The organism is Sporosarcina beigongshangi (assembly GCF_033485195.1).
Classification (GTDB): domain Bacteria; phylum Bacillota; class Bacilli; order Bacillales_A; family Planococcaceae; genus Sporosarcina; species Sporosarcina beigongshangi.
In genome coordinates this window covers 16,486-37,073 of sequence record NZ_JAWLIR010000035.1, presented here as the reverse complement: position 1 = coordinate 37,073, position 20,588 = coordinate 16,486, and the positions used below count along the sequence as shown (strand labels likewise).

Annotated in this window: 18 protein-coding genes; 10 read left to right on the top strand and 8 right to left on the bottom strand. The window is 40.5% G+C overall.

Going from position 1 to position 20,588, the window contains the following annotated elements:
• Positions 1-406: 406 nt before the first annotated feature.
• The 3 genes from R2B77_RS14645 to R2B77_RS14635 form a co-directional block, all read right to left on the bottom strand.
• Positions 407-1,153, bottom strand: a complete 747-nt coding sequence (locus R2B77_RS14645; RefSeq protein ID WP_203248827.1) for an arylamine N-acetyltransferase family protein — start codon at positions 1,151-1,153, stop codon at positions 407-409.
• Positions 1,154-1,236: 83 nt separating this feature from the next.
• Positions 1,237-2,253, bottom strand: a complete 1,017-nt coding sequence (locus R2B77_RS14640; RefSeq protein ID WP_203248828.1) for a DUF1646 family protein — start codon at positions 2,251-2,253, stop codon at positions 1,237-1,239.
• Between the two features lie 197 nt (positions 2,254-2,450).
• Positions 2,451-3,941: a peptide MFS transporter gene (locus R2B77_RS14635; protein WP_212391844.1), complete on the bottom strand. Its 1,491-nt coding sequence runs from the start codon at positions 3,939-3,941 to the stop codon at positions 2,451-2,453.
• A 242-nt stretch (positions 3,942-4,183) separates the two neighbouring features.
• On the opposite strand from R2B77_RS14635, the gene R2B77_RS14630 reads away from it, so the two are divergent.
• A complete protein-coding gene (locus R2B77_RS14630; protein WP_203248829.1) occupies positions 4,184-4,426 on the top strand; it encodes a hypothetical protein in 243 nt (80 codons plus the stop codon).
• 56 nt (positions 4,427-4,482) lie between these two features.
• Here R2B77_RS14630 and R2B77_RS14625 read toward each other — a convergent pair whose 3' ends face one another.
• Positions 4,483-5,565 carry a CdaR family transcriptional regulator gene (locus R2B77_RS14625; protein ID WP_203248830.1) on the bottom strand — a complete coding sequence of 361 codons (1,083 nt, stop codon included), beginning with the start codon at positions 5,563-5,565 and terminating at the stop codon, positions 4,483-4,485.
• Positions 5,566-5,688: 123 nt separating this feature from the next.
• Between R2B77_RS14625 and R2B77_RS14620 the strand changes: the two genes are divergently transcribed.
• The 7 genes from R2B77_RS14620 (at position 5,689) to R2B77_RS14590 (ending at position 14,509) form a co-directional block, all read left to right on the top strand.
• Positions 5,689-6,831 carry a glycerate kinase gene (locus tag R2B77_RS14620; protein WP_203248831.1) on the top strand — a complete coding sequence of 381 codons (1,143 nt, stop codon included), beginning with the start codon at positions 5,689-5,691 and terminating at the stop codon, positions 6,829-6,831.
• A gap of 2 nt (positions 6,832-6,833) precedes the next feature.
• A complete protein-coding gene (locus R2B77_RS14615; protein WP_203248832.1) occupies positions 6,834-8,180 on the top strand; it encodes a GntP family permease in 1,347 nt (448 codons plus the stop codon).
• Between the two features lie 154 nt (positions 8,181-8,334).
• Positions 8,335-8,721, top strand: coding sequence for a spore germination protein GerW family protein (locus R2B77_RS14610; protein WP_203248833.1), 387 nt, complete (start codon positions 8,335-8,337; stop codon positions 8,719-8,721).
• Positions 8,722-9,085: 364 nt separating this feature from the next.
• Positions 9,086-10,405 (top strand): extracellular solute-binding protein, encoded by a 1,320-nt coding sequence (locus R2B77_RS14605; RefSeq protein ID WP_203248834.1) that lies wholly within the window; start codon positions 9,086-9,088, stop codon positions 10,403-10,405.
• Between the two features lie 261 nt (positions 10,406-10,666).
• Positions 10,667-11,947: a carbohydrate ABC transporter permease gene (locus tag R2B77_RS14600; protein ID WP_203248877.1), complete on the top strand. Its 1,281-nt coding sequence runs from the start codon at positions 10,667-10,669 to the stop codon at positions 11,945-11,947.
• A complete protein-coding gene (locus tag R2B77_RS14595) occupies positions 11,947-12,789 on the top strand; it encodes a sugar ABC transporter permease (protein WP_203248835.1) in 843 nt (280 codons plus the stop codon). Before R2B77_RS14600 ends, R2B77_RS14595 begins: the two co-directional genes overlap by 1 nt.
• 55 nt (positions 12,790-12,844) lie before the next feature.
• Entirely contained in the window at positions 12,845-14,509 is a 1,665-nt protein-coding gene (locus R2B77_RS14590; RefSeq protein ID WP_203248836.1) for an alpha-glucosidase, read from the top strand.
• Between the two features lie 153 nt (positions 14,510-14,662).
• Here the strand turns inward: R2B77_RS14590 and R2B77_RS14585 are convergent, their stop codons facing one another.
• From R2B77_RS14585 to R2B77_RS14570, 4 genes are read right to left on the bottom strand one after another with little or no spacing between them, the layout of a single operon-like run.
• Positions 14,663-15,517: an ABC transporter permease gene (locus tag R2B77_RS14585; RefSeq protein WP_203248837.1), complete on the bottom strand. Its 855-nt coding sequence runs from the start codon at positions 15,515-15,517 to the stop codon at positions 14,663-14,665.
• Positions 15,501-16,430, bottom strand: coding sequence for an ABC transporter ATP-binding protein (locus R2B77_RS14580; protein WP_203248838.1), 930 nt, complete (start codon positions 16,428-16,430; stop codon positions 15,501-15,503). The genes R2B77_RS14585 and R2B77_RS14580 overlap by 17 nt, the downstream gene beginning before the upstream one ends.
• Entirely contained in the window at positions 16,423-16,842 is a 420-nt protein-coding gene (locus tag R2B77_RS14575) for a hypothetical protein (protein ID WP_203248839.1), read from the bottom strand. The genes R2B77_RS14580 and R2B77_RS14575 overlap by 8 nt, the downstream gene beginning before the upstream one ends.
• Before the next feature lie 12 nt (positions 16,843-16,854).
• Complete coding sequence (locus tag R2B77_RS14570; protein ID WP_203248840.1) at positions 16,855-17,301, bottom strand: LytTR family DNA-binding domain-containing protein; 447 nt, start codon at positions 17,299-17,301, stop codon at positions 16,855-16,857.
• Positions 17,302-17,481: 180 nt separating this feature from the next.
• Here R2B77_RS14570 and R2B77_RS14565 point away from each other — a divergent pair, with 180 nt between their 5' ends.
• Positions 17,482-19,374: an ABC-F family ATP-binding cassette domain-containing protein gene (locus R2B77_RS14565; RefSeq protein WP_203248841.1), complete on the top strand. Its 1,893-nt coding sequence runs from the start codon at positions 17,482-17,484 to the stop codon at positions 19,372-19,374.
• Positions 19,375-19,390: 16 nt separating this feature from the next.
• Positions 19,391-20,524 (top strand): conserved virulence factor C family protein, encoded by a 1,134-nt coding sequence (locus R2B77_RS14560; RefSeq protein ID WP_203248842.1) that lies wholly within the window; start codon positions 19,391-19,393, stop codon positions 20,522-20,524.
• Positions 20,525-20,588: the final 64 nt, after the last annotated feature.

Here is a 20,588-nt window from a genome sequence, read left to right as displayed (position 1 = left end):
TTGCACTAGGAAGATTGACGAAGAAAAAATAAGTTGTAAAATAAAAATGTAGGGGCTGTCCGAAAAGTCAAAATGACAAATCGGCAGCCCCTTTTCCGTTATAAAGAAGATGATTTCCGTTCCGGTGGCGGACGCTTTCCGTGGGCATGGCTTCAGCCAATCGAACAGCAAAGGGTTCGATTTGCCGTATTTCTGCGCACTTTGCGGAAATTAAGGCATCTACCCCGCTGCTCCCAACACTACGCTTTTGGTCGCAAAAGCCGTTCCTTGTAACGGCTCTTCCTGCGGGGTCTTCAGCTCATGCTATTCCCACTGGAGTCGCCGCCTCCTCCAATCCAATCATAAGTATAATAATCCTGTAAAGCGAGTTCTTTCATATTTATTAGACAACCCCTACATTTTTTTGTTATACATAAAGCTTGAAGGTGGTTTGCAATACGTGAGATTTGTCTTCATTAGAAAGTTGAGAAGTTTTCTTAATTCCATTTTCTACAACAGTCAACGTGTTGTCTGCTAAAGTAATACGCCCGGTGTTAGTTGCAATGGAGACAATATCATGATGTGTAAAAGTAGATGCTTTGTCGACTTGATTGAAAATACAGCCTTCATGAAAATCGACGAGCTTTTTCTCATCGGTATTGAATCGATATAAAGTCTTTGTTCCGGATTCGCTATCCTGGATCAAGTCAAATAGGCATTCAGTCACCTGCATAACTTTATAAGTGCCGTTAAGGTCCGTTCGTTCACTTCCGTCCAATGGTATAGGCGTGCGTGGTGTAGCAGCTCCAAAACCCACATCAACTAAATAGGGTTGGTCTAACTGAACAAGGATGGTGGCGTGTGTGTCTGTTTTTGCCCATTGACCATTAGGTCTTAACACCGTAGCGGCAACTAAATGTGCGCAAAATCCGAGTTCGGAGAGAAGCCAGTTAAAAAGTCCGTTCAATTCATAGCAATAGCCTCCGCGATGACTGTGTACAATCTTGCTGAATATATTTTGTAGATTAAGGTAGATAGGTACTTTCCGAATGACATCCAAATTTTCGAATGGGATATGCTGCAAGTGTTGGTGCTGAAGCCCCGTTACTGTAGAAAGGGAAGCTTTATGTGTTGGCATTGCATTGAATCTAGTCAAGTATTGCTGTATATCCAAAATAATCACCTCTTCTACTTTAGTGGCAAAAGACAGTCGATAAAGAAGCACAATCTCATGGTGGATTGTGCTTCTTTATTTATTTAGTTAGTAATAACTATGACGATGAAATAGGCAACCATTGCAAGCAATCCGATTGGAACAGCAAAGCGTGCCCATTCAACACTTTTAATATTAAGCTTACCTGCAGCAATAATATTTGGGATATTCCCTGGAATCAACATTCCTCCGCTGACGAGAAGTCCGAGTAAGATGGCCCTAATTGTTGAATTATCCATCGTCGGGCTAATTTCGGCAGCAGTTAACGTCGCATTATCTAACACCGCTGAAATCATATTAATCCAGTACAGAACAAATGGGTTAAGGTTCAGTAAATATTTTTCGATGAAAGGCTCGAAGCCGGCACCGAGAAAAGTAAGCGCCATGACAAATAGGTATACTTTAAAGCCACGAGTAACAATTTCCAGATACGTCTCTGTCCCATGAGCAGCTTCTAATTGATTCATTTTCTTTTCTGGTTTGATTAACATTGCAGCGAGTATGCCAAAAACAATTACTCCAACAATAATATCAGCACCTAAAAGTCTGAATAAATAGAAGAAGTCTTGATTCAGTTTGCTCGTTGCAATTGTAGAAAGTGGTTCACCGATAGGTGTCAAAACAGCACCAAGACCAATGGAATAACAGGTCAAGATAACTAAGCGGATTTCTGATTTTCGATCTAGACGTAAAACGCTGACAACTGCGACAAGAACAGTCGCAGCAATGATTGCCGTAATTACACTTGAAATGAGACCGAGAACGACTACAACCAAAGCCAAAAATAGACGCGTCGGCATTGCCTTACTCATCCCAAGAATTCCTTTTTCAATAGGTTTTTGGAACCATCGGAATAGTATTCCTGCAATAATAACAGCTAACGTAATATGTAGAGGATCTTCCAACGCTTTAAAAACAAGATCTTTGTCGAGCACTTTGCTTACGACTACTGCGGCAATTCCCATTACAAACAAAAAGACTTCTAAATTTCGTTCGACGATTTTTACCGTGAAAGGCATAAATAATACAAGTATTAAGATAATAGTTAAACCGAGTATCATAAATTTTCACCTTTACTTTCTTTTTTTTATATAGCGGTACTTTTATTTTAACATTTAATTAAGAATAAAATAATGATTTTTCGGAAAAATATTTAAGTTTTGATAATGATTTTTTATGGTTCTAAAAAACCATGTTAAACGTAAAACAAGCAATCCCGTTATTAAATGATGGGATTGCTTGTTTCCGACTTATGCAGTTATCGTACACCTTTCATATAGCGTTGAATGATTGGTGACAGTGCGAACACAATAATACTAAGTAAAATTGCACTTCCTCCGATAATTCCGAAGTACATCATTTCCGTTTCAGGTGAATAAAACTTTACAAGTTGTGCGTTAAGCCCTTGTGCAGCTGCATTGGATAGGAACCAAAGGCTCATAGTCTGTGCAGAAAACGCAGCCGGTGCCAGTTTGGTCGTTGCAGACAGTCCGACAGGTGATAAGCATAGTTCGCCCAAGACGACGATGAAGATACTTAAAATGAGCCACAGTGGGCTGACAAGTGTATCTGTCCCACCAAAGTACGAAGGAACTAAGATGACGATGAACGATAGTCCAGCAAATAGCAAGCCTAATGAGAACTTCTTAGGAATCGACGGCTGGCGATCTCCGAGTTTCATCCACAACCAGGCGAAAACGGGTGCTAGTGTGATGATGAATAATGGGTTAAATGATTGGAAAAAGGCTGGTGAAATTTGATAGCCGAAAATATTAAGATTTGTTCGTGTATCCGCATATAAGGCAAGAATAGTTGACCCTTGCTCTGCAATAGCCCAAAACATGACCGCCGCCAAGAATAGTGGGATATACGCGATAATGCGTGATTGTTCTACTTCAGTTGTTTTCGGACTTCTGTACATGGTAATGAAATAAATCGTTGGAATGAGGAAACCGAGTATCCCGACGATAGCGATAAATGAATCGAATGTCAGCCAACCTTTTGGAATTGCAATTGCAATTAGAATTGCGAGTGCAACGGTTGTTATGCCGAAAATCGAATAGATTTTTTTCTTTTCTTCAGGAGCTAATGGGTTTCCGACTTGCGTACCTGCAAGACCAAGATTGTTCTTCTTTGTTACAGCAAAGACAACCAAACCGATGAACATCCCAACTGCAGCGACCCCGAAACCAAGGTGGAAGCTCGTTTTCATTAGTTCACCAACAATTAATGGGGAAATGAAAGCACCTAAGTTAATCCCCATATAGAAAATGCTGAATCCTGAGTCGCGACGATTATCAGTTTCTGAGTAAATATCGCCCACCATACTCGAAACGTTTGGTTTTAATAGACCTGTACCAAGTACAATAAGCACCATTGAAATAAAGAACATTGTTATATTTCCGGGAATGGCAAGCGCAATATGCCCGAGCATGATGAAAATCCCACCGTAGAAGACTGCCTTCGATGTCCCAAAAATACGGTCGGCTAACCAGCCGCCGATAATCCCCGACATGTAAACCAGGGAACCGTAGATGGACATGATGGACAATGCGACTGTTTTATCAAGTCCAAGCCCACCGCTGGATACTTCGTAGTACATATAGAAAACAAGAATAGCCCTCATTCCGTAGTACGAAAAACGTTCCCAAAATTCCGTGAAAAATAATGTGAACAAACCTTTCGGGTGTCCGAAGAATCCTTTTTGTGGGACACTTTCCACGATTTGTTTTTTAGTTATCTGTGACATCATGATGCCTCCTTCATATTTCACTATAATACAATTAATCGTTTTCAATTGTCAAAAATAATTAATGGAAACGCTGTTATTTGCAATAAGGTTGATATTACAACGTTTCTGCAAAGTTAAAATCTTAAGATAATAGTTAATAGTTATTAAAAAAATAATAATTAATTATAGTGAAAAAGTTTGATTGTTCTTTGCACATTTCTTTAACTATATTTTCATAGAGTGGAGAAGGAGGGGAGTTATTGGAAATATATGATGTTGTCTTAATTCCGCTAATCATTGGCATGGTGGAATTGTTGAAGATGTATGGGATGAAGAAACGACTACTGCCACCTATTGCAATAATTTTTGGTATTGTTGGTGGTATGTTTTATGTTTACCCAGACGACATCAAGGCTGGGATACTCGTTGGGGTAATGATGGGTTTATCTGCAAGTGGACTGTATTCTGGTGGGAAAGCTGTAGTTGAAAAGAGCGCAAATTGAAAAATATAGAATCCCCTTAGCTGTCTGTTAGCTTAAGGGGATTGTCTTATTGATAGTTATTTTTCGTTTAGTAAGAGTGCAATTTTTAGGACAAACGCATCTTGGAATAGTGAAGGATTATAGCTTGTGATTTCTTGGATATTTCGGAGCCTGTACGTTAAAGTGTGTCGATGAATATTTAACTTATCAGCGGAATTCTTACTGTTTAGATCAGCTGCAAGATAGGTAGTCAACGTATCCTGTAGCTGACTATTCAAACCGTTTAAAATTCGATTGGAAAACTTAATAGTTTCGGAGGAAGAGATATTCTTTTTGAGTAAGGCTAGTAATTCGATTTCTTCAAAGTAAATAAGCTGTTGTTTAGGCTTTGCAAATTGTAAGGCGTTTTTGGCAGTTGTATAGGAATAGCGGACTTCATCCAGCGTATTTACGGCATAGCCAACGCCAATTCTAACAAAGGAATCCTTCTGCAAAATAGGAAGCAGTGTAGCGAGTTTACTTTTCAAGGTTGGTTCACTTACTTGACTCAAGAGTATGAATAGTTCGTTCAGCTGCGAATGACCAATCAGTACGGAGTTTTTTTCGAATTGCTCCTCCAATTGTTCAATGATTCTTTGTGAAGAGGGAAGAAAGTTTTCTGATTCAATTAACAAAGTTATGAACGGACTTGCTACGTTAAATTCTAATAGGGTCAGTCTTTCCCTAACGATTGGCGATAGAGGCTCGCCGCTAATCAGTTCTTCGAAAATAAGCTCCTTCATCTTTCGTTTCCATTCGGCACGCGAGGTGATAAGTGATTGGTGAACCATCATTTCAGTTGTTAGTTGTACGAGTGTTGCGATTTCCCTAAGCTCTTCTGGATTTCCAGTTATGCCAATGACCCCAACTAATTGTTCCTGGAAATAAATCGGCATATTCACACCTAGTTTCGTTCCATACCATTCTGCTAAATTCTTTTTCGTAATCCATAGTTCTTCTCCTGTTAAAGCGACATAGGCAGCTCCTTCATGGATTTTGTCGATTCGTTCTTCGTCACCGGAAGATAAAATCATTCCATTTGTGTCCATGACATTTAAATTCCGTTTTAAACGGATTGTAGTTTGTTCGACAATTTCATCTGCAAGTTGTTTTGTTAGCATTAAGTATCCTCCGTGTATAGTTTTTATCATTTTTTAGAAATAAATTTATACAATAAGTATAATGTATTATTAGAATATTACCACTATACTCTTTGTAAGCGCTTTAAAAAGGAGGTGTACGCGTTGAAAATACTAATAGCGCCCGATTCGTTTAAGGGAAGTCTGACAGCAGTTCAGGCGACACAGGCGATGGCTGATGGGATTCATGATGCTAACCCGGCAATTGAGACGGTGATGCTACCAGTAGCTGATGGCGGGGAAGGTACGATGAGTAGTTTAGTTGGCGCTACCAATGGAACGACCGTTACTGTCACCGTACAAGATCCAATCGGCCGGCAAGTGAATGCTAGCTATGGTGTGCTTGGAGATGGCGAAACATGTGTCATTGAAATTGCTGAGGCATCGGGTCTGATGCTGTTGACTGAAGAGGAGAGAAATCCACTTATCACATCAACATTTGGTACGGGCCAATTAATCGTTCACGCATTAGACGCCGGCTTGCGCAAATTTATTATCGGGCTTGGCGGAAGTGCAACAAATGACGGTGGTTCAGGATTATTGCAAGCGCTTGGTATGAAGTTATTGGATGCGAATTCCAAAGAATTAACCCAAGGTGGAGGAGCACTTGGATCACTCTATACGATGGAGCAAACATCTTTCGATGAGCGAATTTCTGAAAGTCATTTTTTAATTGCTTGTGATGTAGAAAATCCACTAACTGGTTCCGAAGGAGCATCTGCTATTTTTGGACCGCAAAAGGGTGCTATGCCTAAAATGGTGAATTTATTGGATGAGAATTTAGGAGTATTTGCAAAGGTAGTGGAAAAGCTCACTGGGATTTCACTTCATGCAAGGAAAGGTGCGGGTGCGGCAGGAGGAGCAGGGGGAGCTTTTCAGGCATTTTTCCCGGGTGAAATGAAGCAAGGAATTAGCGTTGTGTTAGAGACGATCTTGTTTGATCAACAACTAAGGGATGCAGATTTAATTGTAACAGGTGAGGGGAAAACAGATAGGCAAACATTGGCGGGGAAAGCCCCGTTCGGTATTGCCAAAGTGGCAGCTCGAGAGGGAAAACCAATTATTCTCATTTCGGGAGCAGTAGATAATGGAAGTCGAGAGCTTTTAGCACCACTATTTTCCGAGCTTCATGCAATTGCAGATGGAAGTGTATCAGCGGAAGAATCGATGGAAAATGCCGAGCATTATTTACGTTTGAAAACAAAGGAAGTAATGGAGAATTATTTAACTACTAAAAAAGGGGTGTAGTTATGTTATTTGCAGTTATTGGGCTAAGTGTTGTATTAGTTGTTGTGTTGACAGCTGTTTTTAAGGTTCATCCATTTTTATCTTTATTATTAGGGGCATTTGTTGTTGGTATTAGTTCTGGTATGCCACTACTTACAGTTGTTGAGAGTGTGAATGATGGATTCGGTGGACTGATGAAGGGAATTGGAATTGTCATTGTTGCGGGTACGATTATTGGGGTCATCCTGGAAAAGTCAGGTGCAGCTTACCGGATGGCGGAAGTCGTTTTACGAGTAATCGGTGAAAAAAGACCGCAATTGGCGATGTCAATCATCGGTTATATTGTTTCGATACCGGTATTTTGTGATTCGGGATTCATTATATTATCAAGTTTGAAAAAGGCGTTAGCGAAGCGAGCGAAAGTTGCAATTGCTTCGATGTCAGTTGCGCTTGCAACAGGATTGTACGCAACACATACGCTAGTTCCGCCGACACCAGGCCCAATTGCAGCAGCGGGTAATATTGGTGCAGAAAACTATTTAGGTACGATTATTTTAATCGGGCTATTCGTTGCAATTCCGGCAGTCATTGTAGGGTATCTATGGGCTGTAAAAGTTGCATCAAAAATTGAAGTGCCTGAGGACTTAGAAGAAGGTGGACTGGATTACGAAGAAATTGTGAAATCCTTTGGAAAAATGCCTTCTACGTTTAAAGCATTTTTACCGATTGTCTTGCCAATCGTATTGATTGGGATTGGTTCGATTGCTGCTTTAACGGGTGAAGATACTGGTTTTATAAATTTCTTACGTTTTCTAGGGGCGCCTTCTGTTGCTTTATTATTCGGTGTACTGGCGGCGTTTTTATTATTACCAAAGTTTGATGAAGAAACATTATCAGGCTGGATTGGTGAAGGGATAAAGGAGGCTGCTCCAATTCTTCTAATTACCGGCGCAGGAGGAGCGTTCGGTAAAGTAATTTCAAATTCCGGTGTTGCAGATTTAATCGCTAACATGAACATGGATGCTTTAGCGGGTGGCGCATTGTTCTTGCTCATTCCATTCATCATTGCGGCAGCTTTAAAAACAGCACAAGGTTCTTCAACGGCTTCACTTGTTATTACCTCAACGTTGGTGGCACCATTATTGCCGGTAATGGGCATTGAAGGAGCCGTTCCACTTGCACTAGTTGTTATGGCAATTGGCGCTGGGGCGATGACTGTAAGCCATGTGAATGATAGCTTTTTCTGGGTTGTCACGGAATTCAGTGGTATGAAAGTAACGGATGCCTATAAAGCACAAACAATAGCAACGTTGTTACAAGGCGTGACGACAATTGTTGTTACAATGGTCATTTGGATGATTTTTGTATAAATACTAGGAAACTACTATCTATCTTGTGGGCCATTAACCGCCTGCAAGATAGATATTTTTTGATCGGATTCAAAATAAATATCCCTAATGAATAGGATTGTGAGTCCATGTTGTAGAATTAAAGATATATCACAAATTGAAGGGGGACTGTATCATGGACACAGAACAGGAGCATGGAACTGTGTATTCATCGCCGGTCAAAAGTATTTTTGATAAATTTGCTCAGAACAAAGACGTCACTCTTGTATACGGTGAAACAATTGACCTTACGAATAAACGGGTACTACCTGTTGCCAAGGTTAGCTATTCTTTCGGGGGAGGTGGAGGATATTCTGAAGCAAGCGATCATTCTCCAGCAGGTCAAGGTGAAGGCGGCGGTGGACATATTGCTATTAAACCACTGGGTGTCTACGAAATTACAACCGAAAAAGTTAAGTTTAAGCCCATTATTGAATTTAGAATGGTAGCTCTCGTATTCGCTTTATGTACAGTAGTAACTATGTGTCTGTTAAAAAACAAAGAGAAAAGTTCAAACGAGTAACAAAGTATGAAAAAGCTTGCCTTGCCATGTGAAAAACATAGCAACAGCAAGCTTTTTTCATGTAATGAATTACGTAGGTATACGACAAGTTAACAAAGATAAAGGAGTAGAAGACTGCAGATGACGCAATAATTTGGTCGGAAATTTAAAAAGTATAAAAAAGGGATTGAATAATAAAAGATTAAATGTATAATGAGTTCATAAGTTGTGCAACCGGTTTCATTGGATTGTACATTAATAGTTTGTTAGTTTGTGTGAACATTTGAATGTGGAATTCTATTTGAACGTTCCACATATAACAAACGAATGCAAACGGTTGTACAACTTTAGCAAAAGATTGACATTATAAGGAGGGGGCAAAGAAATGAAAAAACAGTTATCGTTATTAGCTGTGCTTGCGCTTATTATTGGTCTACTCGTAGCATGTGGACCAAATCGAGAGGTACCGGAAGAATCGGGAAGTGCAGGCGGATCCGAAACAACAGGGGAAGCAGAAGAACAAGGGAATACGGAAACCGACGAGCCAGCAAAACCAGAAAAACTTGTCGTCTGGGAAGATGTTGACAAATCAATCGCATTAGAACCTGCAATCGAATCTTTTGAAAAAGAATATGGCATTAAGATTGAATTTAAAGAACTAAATATGGCGGACAAAATGCGTGATCAGTTACGTCTAGATGGTCCATCTGGAACAGGTGCCGACGTTGTGACGTTACCACACGACCAAATTGGTCAAGTTGCAACAGAAGGGTTAATCCAGGAAATCAAAGTATCTGATGACGTGCTTGCTAAGTTTACGGAGTCTTCTGTTGGTTCACAAAAATACGATGGTAAGCTATACGGACTACCAAAAGCAACAGAAACACCAGTCTTTATCTACAACAAAGCATTAATGACTGAAGCACCAGCAACGATGGATGAATTGTATGCGTTTTCAAAGGACTTTACGGACGGAAAACAGTTTGGGTTCCTAGCGCTATGGGATAACTTTTACTTTGCTCACGGCGTAATTGGGGGCATGGGCGGTTATGTATTCAAGGATAACGATGGTGCACTTGACCGAGAAGATATCGGTTTAAATAACGAGGGTGCAGTTGCTGGAGCGAAATATATTCAAACATGGTACAGCGAAGGTCTATTCCCAAAAGGAATCATTGGGGATACTGGAGGATCTGCTAAAGATGGTCTGTTCAATGAAGGTAAAGTAGCTTCTGTTATGGATGGTCCTTGGGCTTTCCAAGGCATGACAGATGCTGGAATAGACATCGGAGTTGCGGCATTGCCGACACTACCAAACGGCGAACATATGAAGACATTCATGGGAGTAAAGGGCTGGCATGTGACATCCTTTACAGAGCATGAATATTGGGCAACAAAATTGATTGAGTGGCTGACAAACGAAGAAAACGCAAAAATTCGTTTTGAAAAAACTCAAGAAATCCCACCTGTTAAAACGCTGATTGAGGATCCAATTATTGCTGAAAATGAAGGAGCAAAAGCAGTTGCACTCCAATCTCAATATGCAGTTCCAATGCCGAACATCCCGGAAATGGGTGAAGTGTGGGATCCCGCTGCATCCGCTTTGCAAACAATTGCTACAGGAAAAGCAGATCCACAAACGGCGATGGATGAAGCAGTTAAATCAATCAAAACCAATATTGAAACAAATCACCCAAGTAAATAATGGTTGTGTAAGTGCCTTGGTGAAGGCGGCAACATAAGGGGGTTCAGCATATGGCAACTGTCATAAAGGAGGGATGCAGTTCAATCCCTCCCCGCTGGACTTACTTATCAATGTGCTACTAGTGTCAAACACTAATAGTAGGTGAAGGCATGTTTCTAATTTGGAAATATGGCTTTGCTTACTATAGGCAATAAAACAAACGATTGCACGAAGAATAGACATTATTCTCCGTTCAGTGAAAAGAAGGAGGTAGTATATGTAATGGAGAATAAAGTTGTCACTAAACATAAACGAAACGCCAGTTTATTATCAATTATCCCAGGTTTCGGTCAATTTTATAATAAACAATATGTGAAGGGGGCCATCTTTTTCATATTGACTGTTGCATTTTTCAGCAGCTTTACACAAACGTTAAACTGGGGCTTCTGGGGTTTAATCACATTAGGGACAATTCCGAAGCTCGACAATTCTATTTTTTTACTAATTGACGGCATTATTGCGTTACTAGTCGCTTTAATCGGGCTCGTCATTTATGCTTTCAATTTGTATGATGCATACATAAACGGCCAAAAGCGTGATGAAGGATTTACGCTGAATAGTGTAAAAGAACAATATCATAATTTATTGGATACGGGTTTTCCGTATTTAATGATCTCACCCGGTTTCTTATTACTCATTTTCGTCGTTATTTTTCCGATTATTTTTGTTATTTTATTGTCGTTTACGAATTATGATTTATACCATTCACCACCTTTAAAGCTGGTTGATTGGATTGGCATCCAGAACTATATTGATATTTTCGCTTTAGATCTTTGGAGAACTACATTTTTCGGTGTTCTTGGCTGGACTATTGTTTGGACTTTCGGAGCGACTACTTTACAAGTAGCGATCGGAATCTTTTTAGCAGTTCTAATCAATCAAAAAGATTTGAAGGGGAAGGCAGTTTTTCGGACTATCTTGATTCTTCCATGGGCAGTACCGGCATTTATCTCGATTATGGTTTTCTCCGGTATGTTTAATGAGTCCTTCGGGGTCATCAATACTGGTATTCTGAATTTCTTGGGGATTGAAGCCATCCCTTGGATGACTGAAGAATTATGGACTCGAATTGCTTTGATTTTGATTCAATCATGGCTAGGATTCCCGTTTATTTTTGCAATGGTGACGGGAGTGCTTCAGTCTATTCCGAATGAATTATATGAGGCTTCAAATGTTGATGGTGCATCTATTTGGCAGAAGTTCCGCAGCATTACATTGCCAATGGTGTTATATGCGACTGCGCCAATTATGATTACGCAGTATACCTTTAACTTCAATAACTTCAATGTCATCTTCCTCTTTAATGGTGGAGGACCTGCATTGCCGGGGCAAAACGCTGGAGGGACTGACATTTTAATATCGTGGATCTACAAGCTAACGATGACTTCTGGGCAATATGGAAAAGCAGCTGCAATTACTATGCTACTGTCTTTAATCGTTGTAGCGGTGGCTTTATGGCAGTTCAAGAGAACCAATTCATTTAAAGAGGAGGATATGATGTAATGAGTAATAGGACTGAAAAAATTATCAGACTGACAGCATCGTATCTTGTACTTCTCGTTGCTGCAGTTGTCGTGATCTATCCGCTGTTGTGGGTCATTGGCTCTTCTTTTAATCCAGGGCAAAGTCTCTCGGGCTCTTCTATGTTTCCGAAAAACCCGACAACGAAGCATTATGTTGATTTATTCGATTTGGAGAAATCCAATTATATTTTATGGTATATCAATTCGATGAAAATTAGTTTGACTACAATGGCTTTATCCGTTATTACAGTTTCTCTCACGGGGTATGCTTTTTCCCGTTATCGCTTTATTGGGAGAAAAAATGGGCTACTGACCTTTTTAGTTCTTCAGATGATTCCAAACTTTGCTGCATTAATCGCCATTTTTGTTCTAGCTCAAAGGACAGGCCTGATTGATACTCACTTAGGTTTGATACTCATTTACGTTGGTGGACAAATTCCGATGAACACTTGGCTGATGAAAGGGTACTTGGACACAATTCCAAGGGATTTAGATGAGTCTGCAAGAATGGATGGTGCAGGTCATTTACGTATCTTTTGGCAGATTATTCTACCGCTTGCCAAACCAATCATTGCGGTAGTTGCACTTTTTTCATTCATTGCTCCATTTGGAGATTTTATCCTCGCACGTATTATGTTACGGACTGAGGAGAAGTTCACTATGGGGGTAGGTTTATTTGAATTAGTAGCGAAACAATTTGGCAATGAATTTACAACATTTGCCGCGGGTTCGGTATTAATCGCTATTCCGATTACGCTTCTTTTCCTCGCATTCCAAAGGTTCTTTGTCTCAGGATTGACGGCCGGAGGAACGAAGGGCTAATTGACACAATCACAAATTTAATGCATTATGGCAGGATTCAGAAGGAGTATTGATTATGAATAAAGCATGGTGGAAAGAAGCAGTTAGCTATCAAGTGTACCCAAGAAGTTTTCAAGATAGTAATGGGGACGGTGTAGGTGATTTACGTGGTGTTATTTCGAAATTGGATTATTTAAAGGAATTAGGGATAGATGTCATTTGGATTAGTCCATTTTACAAGTCGCCAAATGCGGATAACGGCTATGATATTAGCGATTATCAGGATATTTCAAGTGAATTTGGGTCTATGAAAGATTTTGATGAATTATTAACAGAGATTCATGCCCGTGGAATGAAGCTTATTCTAGATTTGGTCATCAACCATACGAGTGACGAGCATCCATGGTTCATTGAATCACGCTCATCATTAGATAATCCGAAAAGGGATTGGTATATGTGGAAAGATGGTAATGGGCAGGAAGCACCGAATAACTGGGAAAGTATTTTCTCAGGGAGTGCGTGGGAGTATGATACATCGACAGCACAATATTATCTTCATTTATTTGCTACTAAACAGCCAGATTTGAACTGGGAAAATAAAGAAGTTAGGGAACAATTGTTTAAGATGGTCAATTGGTGGCTTGATAAAGGGATCGACGGTTTCCGAGTTGATGCGATTAGTCATATTAAGAAACGAGAAGGCTTACCAGATATGCCAAACCCCGCGGGGGAACAATATGTAGCTGCTTACGATATGCATACAAACCAGCCCGGCATTGAGAGTTATTTGCAGGAGCTAAAAGAAGAAACTTTTTCAAAATACGATATTATGACGGTTGGAGAAGCAAACGGCGTCGGCGTGGACGAGGCGGACGAATGGGTTGGAGAAGATAACGGACATTTTAAAATGGTATTCCAGTTCGAGCATTTAGGCTTATGGAATAAGGAATTGAATGACTCTGTCGATGTCATTGGCTTGAAAAAAACGCTTACGAAATGGCAAAAGGGACTGCATGGTAAAGGCTGGAATGCCCTGTTCTTAGAAAATCATGATCAACCGCGTAGTGTTTCGAGCTGGGGGGATGATCAGACGTATTGGAACGAAAGCGCAAAGATGTTAGCCGCTTGCTATTTTCTTATGCAAGGAACGCCATTCATCTATCAAGGACAGGAAATAGGGATGACAAACGTTCAGTTTTCTTCAATTGAAGATTATGATGATGTGGGTATGAAGAACTTCTATGCAATCGAAATCGCAAAAGGACGCCCGCATGAAGAAGTCATGCAAACGATTTGGAGCAACGGACGTGATAATTCAAGAACACCGATGCAATGGGATAATACGCTGAATAGTGGATTTACAGAAGGGCAACCTTGGATGAAAGTAAATCCAAATTATATGAAAATTAATGTAGAGGTACAGCAACAGGATGAGCAGTCCATTTATCATTTTTATAAAAAAATGATTCAATTACGAAAAGACAATCCTGTATTTATTTATGGTGACTATGATATACAGCAAGAGGACCATCCGGGAGTCTATTTGTATACGCGTTCAATGGAAGGTCAGTTTGCTGTCGTAATTTGCAACTTCCGTGGGAATGAGGAGAAAGTGCAGCATATTCATCTTCCGGAGGAGAAAGTTGAACTTGTGCTTTGTAATTATGAGGATACTCCGAGTCGACTTGCAGAAGAAGCTACACTTCGACCGTATGAGGTGAGAGTGTATATATCTAAATAGATTCCAGCAATGTTCCGTCCTAGTTATGCCTTCTGTTGAAGATTATGTGAAAATCAAAAATTGTTGTGTCTCGAATGGACAGCGCATGGACTAGTTTATAAATAAAAGCTTGCCTTTACTACGGTGAAATTGTAGTATTGGCAAGCTTTTTCTTCATTTATTTTTTCTTTTCAAAACCAACAATGATAGTACAAAAAATACGAGCGTCGTCGCAACAAGATAGAAAACGCTGAATAATGTTGACATCTTTTCGCCATTCATTTTATAAAATACACCCATATCGAATAGAAATGCTTCTTTCATTTCCGCAGGGGCATTGGCAAAAGAACTCATCAAAGGTGTTTCCATCAGTACTTGTCGAAACAGTGCAGCCGAATGGGACACGGGGAATAGCTTCACAATCGTTTGTAAGTAATCAGGTAAGCTGCCAATTGGGATATAGATCCCAGCTAAAAAGCCAAGCAATGTTCCGATAACTGTGCTTGCGGCGGCAAAGGCATTGGAAGTTTTAAAAAATGAAACTAACAAGAGAACCATCGATGCGCTTGCCAACACAGCTAAGACGACTAAGCCAGCTGCGGCTATCATTTTACCGAATGACAGCATTGCTTCTCCGGATACAACAAGAAATAGATTCGATGCAATCAGTGTGCTGAGGCACATGATGAAGCCCACGACCAACGCACTTATAATATAACCGCCAACCAATTTTGCCCTAGGAATAGGCGACGAATAAAAATCCATATAGGTTTTATTCGCTCGATCCTCGACAAGAATCCCGAAAGAGGCAAGAGTTGTCGTCATAGAGGTGACAGCAAGCATGCCAGCGATGAACCACGACATGAGCAAAGCTTTTTTTGTTGGGAAGTCAGGCAGTTGTTTCGCAGTCATATCGCCTAAAAATAATACGTATAAAGCGACGAGAATAATAACCGCAAGCAATGAGAAAAATACAGTGGATTTATCTCGAAAGTATAATAAAATATTTCGTTTAGCGAATGCTAGCATCACGATTCACAGCCTTTCCATTAATGGCGATAAATACATCATCCAAACTGGATTTTTTTACTTCAAAGGAAGAAATGAAAGGTGTGAATTTCGTTAAAATCGGTATTGCATCTGTCGTTTGGCTAAGTGGGAGATGGAAAAGTGACTTTTCTTCATTGAAATCGAGCTCATCAGCTAGAAGTAACCTTCGCAGTTCATCTGCTTGATCCGTTGAAATGGATAATTGATGAGCAGAATAGTCATTTTTCAATTGCTCCGGCGTTCCTTTCGCAACAATGCGACCTTCTTTCATCACGACGACATAATGTGAGTTTGCTGCTTCTTCAATATAATGTGTCGTTAAAAAAACGGTCATGCCTGTATCTTTTTGCAGTTGTTGTATGGTTGACCAAATGTTTTTTCGACTTTCTGGATCGAGCCCCGTTGTCGGTTCGTCCAGTATTAAGATATTTGGCTTATGAATAAGGGCGCGGGCAATGTCCACACGCCGTTTTTGTCCGCCCGATAATTTTCCATATGGGCGATCTGTTAATGAGGCTACTTCTACGACTTTCAAGACACGGTGAATCGCCGCATTGCGCTCTTGTCTAGTCATTCCGTAAAAAGATGCTCGAATTGCTAAATTCTCTTTGACAGTCAATAAAGGATCGAGCAAGCTATCTTGAAAGACAACGCCGATTTCTTGGCGAATAGCTTGATCGTGCTTGCCAACTGTATAACCATTGACTGTGACATGACCTTTGTCTTGCTGAAGAAGCGTCAAAAGGATTGAAATAGTTGTTGATTTACCAGCACCATTCGTGCCTAAAAAAGAAAAGAGGGAACCTTCTTCTACATAGAAACTGATGTCGTTGACAGCTTTTACCGTCCCGAAAGACTTTGATAACCCATTTACTTCAATGATTTTAGTCAATAGAGGCACCCCTTTTTTTACGTGCAATGACAGCGTTGATTTGCATCGCACTTGTTTGATTCCCCATAAAAGTAACGACAATGACAACGAGATAAGTCAGTACTCCGATTGCGATGACGAACAACGTAGTCGTCCAATTGAATGGGAAAAAATTGAACGCTGCCCCTGCAACAAGAAGAACGACTAGGACATCAAGCAATTCGATTAATCGTAAAATCAATGCATTTTGAATAGGCAACTGATGTGTCATGAAGATCAGAAGCATGATACAAATGGAGATAAAGAGCATTTGAACGATCAATATCTCTTTCATAGGCGGGAAGATTTCCAACAAGCTAAAAAGAAGATAAAATAGAGTGCTGAATGTAAATGATATACACCCTGCTGAAATGTAGTGCTTCACTCGGTTCATGTAAATACCTCCTCACGATAAAAACTGCTCTTTGAATGCTTTGACATAATGTCGATTGACAATTACCTTTTCATCATTGGTCAAAGACGCTTCAAATTTGCCATTGAATAATGCGCGAACACTTTCGATATGCACTGTATTGACGATTAGGTTTTTACTAATACGAATAAAATGCGTCTTACTTAATTTTTGTTCAATCTCATACAACTTCAAATCGCATGCATATACTTCTTTTTCCGTGTAAATAAAAGTTTGATTATCAATTGTTTCGATATAATACACGTCATCTACAAGAAGCGAGTAGGTGCGTCCCTCTCTTGTACCGATTAATGTAATGCTTATTTGATGAATCTGTTTGATGATTCGTGCTAGCTGACTGTCGATTTGTGAACAATTGATAATAATTTCAGCATCGTCATACTTCTCGGATTCATTGATTGTCAAACGAATGATAGTCACATCCTTCAGTTGGAATCTTATGGATAGAATCGTACCATTTGACGGAAGTCAGAACAATGCATTTTATGTAACCTGCATTTTTCAAACCGTAAGTTGCAATGAATAGAACATACCCTTTTAAAAATAGAGTAAAATCGGCTATGATAGAACCATGCAGTTATTAGAAATGGAAGTGTTGTCATGAGTCAATTGATTATTGAAAACCTCACGAAGACCGTTGGGGAGAAAACATTGTTTAAAGATATAGCATTTACGGTTGTCAGCGGAGAAAAAGTAGGCCTGCTTGGCATTAATGGAACAGGGAAGTCTACGCTACTGTCTATTCTTGCGGGTGTCGAAGAAGCTGATTCGATTTCGACGGATCATCCGAACAGATACCGCATTGTATATTTACCACAAGAGCCTGAATTCGATCCGCAATTAACAGTGATGGAAACGGTGTTCATGAGTGATGCACCGATTATCAAGGTCAATTTGGAGTATGAGCATGCATTGCAAGCTTTATCGGCAGATCCTGAATCGACATATAATCAAGACCAATATTCAAAATTCCAAAATCAGATGGATGATTTGTCTGGCTGGGATATCAACTCCAAAGCACGGACGATTCTATCGAAGCTGGGCATTGAAACATTCGATAAGAAGGTCGGAGAGTTGTCAGGTGGGCAGAAAAAACGTGTCGCATTGGCAAAAGTCCTTATTGAGCCCGCTGATCTATTGCTACTCGATGAGCCGACCAACCATCTCGATGTTGATTCGATTATGTGGCTGTCCGATTACTTGAAAAATGAACAAGGGGCTGTCATTTTTGTCACGCATGACCGCTACTTTTTGGATGAATTATCGACCAATATTTATGAATTAGCCGATAAAACGTTGTACGCACATACAGGCAACTACGGCAATTATCTTGAAGCAAAAGCGATTCGTGCGGAAATGGCTGCATCGTCAGACGATAAGCTACGCAATCAGTATCGTTCTGAATTGAAATGGATACGTCGCGGTGCGAAAGCGAGATCGACGAAGCAAAAAGCGCGGATTGGTCGCTTTGATGAACTAGCTGAGAAAGTGAAAAAAGAAGACAGTGTTGGAGAGATGGATGTTGCGTTGAAGTCCACGCGTTTAGGGAAGAAGGTTATCGAAGCGATTGGCATTTCAAAATCGTTTGATGGCAGAACAGTCATTGATAATTTCTCGAGTATTTTACAATCAGGTGACCGTATTGCTGTTGTCGGACCGAACGGAGCGGGAAAAACGACATTATTGAATATGCTTTCTGGGAAAACTGAACCAGATAGCGGCGTCATCGACACAGGTACGACTGTGAAAATTGCTCATTTCCAACAACACACGCCGTTAATGGACGAGAAAAAACGGATTATCGAATATATTCAAGATACGTCCAATGATATTGAAGATGCGGATGGTGTGCGCATTTCAGCTTCGCAAATGTTAGAACGCTTTTTATTCCCAACGAGAGCACATGGTACACCAATTGGTAAATTATCGGGTGGAGAACGTAAACGCCTTTATCTCTTAAAATTGTTAATGGAACAGCCGAACGTCATGATTCTAGATGAGCCGACCAATGACCTCGATCTCGAGACACTGTCTGTTTTAGAAACGTTCATCGACACATTCCCTGGCGTTGTCATCACCATTTCGCATGATCGGTTCTTCTTAGACCGTACGTCAACTAAACTATGGGTAATGGATGGCTCTGGCCACGTCGATACATGGTTCGGTATCTATACGGATTTCCTGGAAACGTATGTAGCACCAGAAGTAGTCAAGTCGAAGCCTATCGTAGAAGTTGCATCACCTGAACCAACGTCGACATCCCAGCAGGCGAAGAAGAAAATGAGTTATGCAGAGAAAAAGGAATGGGAAACCATTGATGCGGATATTGAAAAAGTCGAAACGGATATTGAAGCAACTGAGGCGGAAATGGCCGCTGTTGGCTCCGATTACGATAAACTGAGGGTGTTAACGGCAACACTTGATGAATTAAATGCCGTATATGAAACATTGGTGGAACGTTGGACTTATTTACAAGAACTAGCTGAATCCTAATAAGGGGGCAATACGAGTGAATATTGTAACGATTGAACCGACACCGAGTCCGAACTCCATGAAAATTGTGCTCGACACGGAGTTGCCAAAAGGCACGGGGCTTAATTATAAAAAAGAGGATGTTGCAACGGCGCCACATCCAGTTGCGGCATTATTGGGCATAACGGGAGTCAAAGGGATTTACCATGTCATGAACTTTATGGCGGTTGAGCGGGTTGGTAATGTTGCTTGGGAGTCCATTCTTGCAGAAGTCCAAGCCGTTTTTAATGAAGAGCAAGGTGAAGAAACAGAAGCTGAAGTGGAAATTGACGATAGCTATGGTGAAGTTTACGTACATGTCCAAACCTATAAAGACGTTCCGCTTCAAGTGAAAGTGTTCGACAGTACTTCTGAAGAACGTTTCGGCCTAAGTGAACGTTTTGTGAAAGCAATGGAAGCCGTGCATAGTACGGAAGTTGAAAACTATATTTTATTGCGTAAATGGGCTGATTACGGTATCCGTTACGGAGAAAAAGCTGAAATCGGCGAAACGGTTATCAAAGAAATCGAAGCGGCTTATCCTGCGGAACGATTGCAAGAAATTATCCGCCAGGGGAATGAAGGTCAAACGGAAGCATCCCAGCGAGGTAGAAAAGTTTCACTTGAGGAATTCTCGGTAGATGAATGGGAAACAAGATTTCAATTGCTTGACCAAATGCCAGATCCTGATATGTCTGATGCGGCACTTCTTGGTCGGGCACTTGAAGATGACAAGATGTCGATTAGACGTCTTGCGACAGTTTACCTTGGGATGATCGAAGACGAAGCGGTGATTCCTTATGTTGAACGAGCACTCAAAGACAAGAGTTGGGCAGTGCGTCGAACAGCGGGAGATTGCATGAGTGATCTGGGCTTTGAAGGTTTTGAAAATGCGGCTATCGAAGCATTAAACGATAAAAATAAACTAGTCCGTTGGCGTGCGGCGATGTTCCTTTATGAAACGGGAACTGAAACGGCGCTACCTGCGCTAAAAGATGCTGAAAATGACCCTGAATTTGAAGTGAAGCTTCAAATCCGCATGGCCATTGCGCGCATTGCAGAAGGTGAAGATGCCAAAGGGTCTGTTTGGAAGCAAATGACGGAGGCGCGGATGGCATCATCAAAAGAATAAAATGGTGTGAAAATATAACTTTCGGAGCAACCAAGTATGGTAGCACCGAAAGTTATATTAAAAT

What these genes read in the sequence shown, in the direction of transcription:
- R2B77_RS14640 (WP_203248828.1), bottom strand. Translation starts at nt 2,253, where the DNA reads ATGATACTCGGTTTAACTATTATCTTAATACTTGTATTATTTATGCCT.
- R2B77_RS14635 (WP_212391844.1), bottom strand. Translation starts at nt 3,941, where the DNA reads ATGTCACAGATAACTAAAAAACAAATCGTGGAAAGTGTCCCACAAAAA.
- R2B77_RS14625 (WP_203248830.1), bottom strand. Translation starts at nt 5,565, where the DNA reads ATGCTAACAAAACAACTTGCAGATGAAATTGTCGAACAAACTACAATC.
- R2B77_RS14615 (WP_203248832.1), top strand. Translation starts at nt 6,834, where the DNA reads ATGTTATTTGCAGTTATTGGGCTAAGTGTTGTATTAGTTGTTGTGTTG.
- R2B77_RS14610 (WP_203248833.1), top strand. Translation starts at nt 8,335, where the DNA reads ATGGACACAGAACAGGAGCATGGAACTGTGTATTCATCGCCGGTCAAA.
- R2B77_RS14605 (WP_203248834.1), top strand. Translation starts at nt 9,086, where the DNA reads ATGAAAAAACAGTTATCGTTATTAGCTGTGCTTGCGCTTATTATTGGT.
- R2B77_RS14600 (WP_203248877.1), top strand. Translation starts at nt 10,667, where the DNA reads ATGGAGAATAAAGTTGTCACTAAACATAAACGAAACGCCAGTTTATTA.
- R2B77_RS14595 (WP_203248835.1), top strand. Translation starts at nt 11,947, where the DNA reads ATGAGTAATAGGACTGAAAAAATTATCAGACTGACAGCATCGTATCTT.
- R2B77_RS14590 (WP_203248836.1), top strand. Translation starts at nt 12,845, where the DNA reads ATGAATAAAGCATGGTGGAAAGAAGCAGTTAGCTATCAAGTGTACCCA.
- R2B77_RS14585 (WP_203248837.1), bottom strand. Translation starts at nt 15,517, where the DNA reads ATGCTAGCATTCGCTAAACGAAATATTTTATTATACTTTCGAGATAAA.
- R2B77_RS14575 (WP_203248839.1), bottom strand. Translation starts at nt 16,842, where the DNA reads ATGAACCGAGTGAAGCACTACATTTCAGCAGGGTGTATATCATTTACA.
- R2B77_RS14565 (WP_203248841.1), top strand. Translation starts at nt 17,482, where the DNA reads ATGAGTCAATTGATTATTGAAAACCTCACGAAGACCGTTGGGGAGAAA.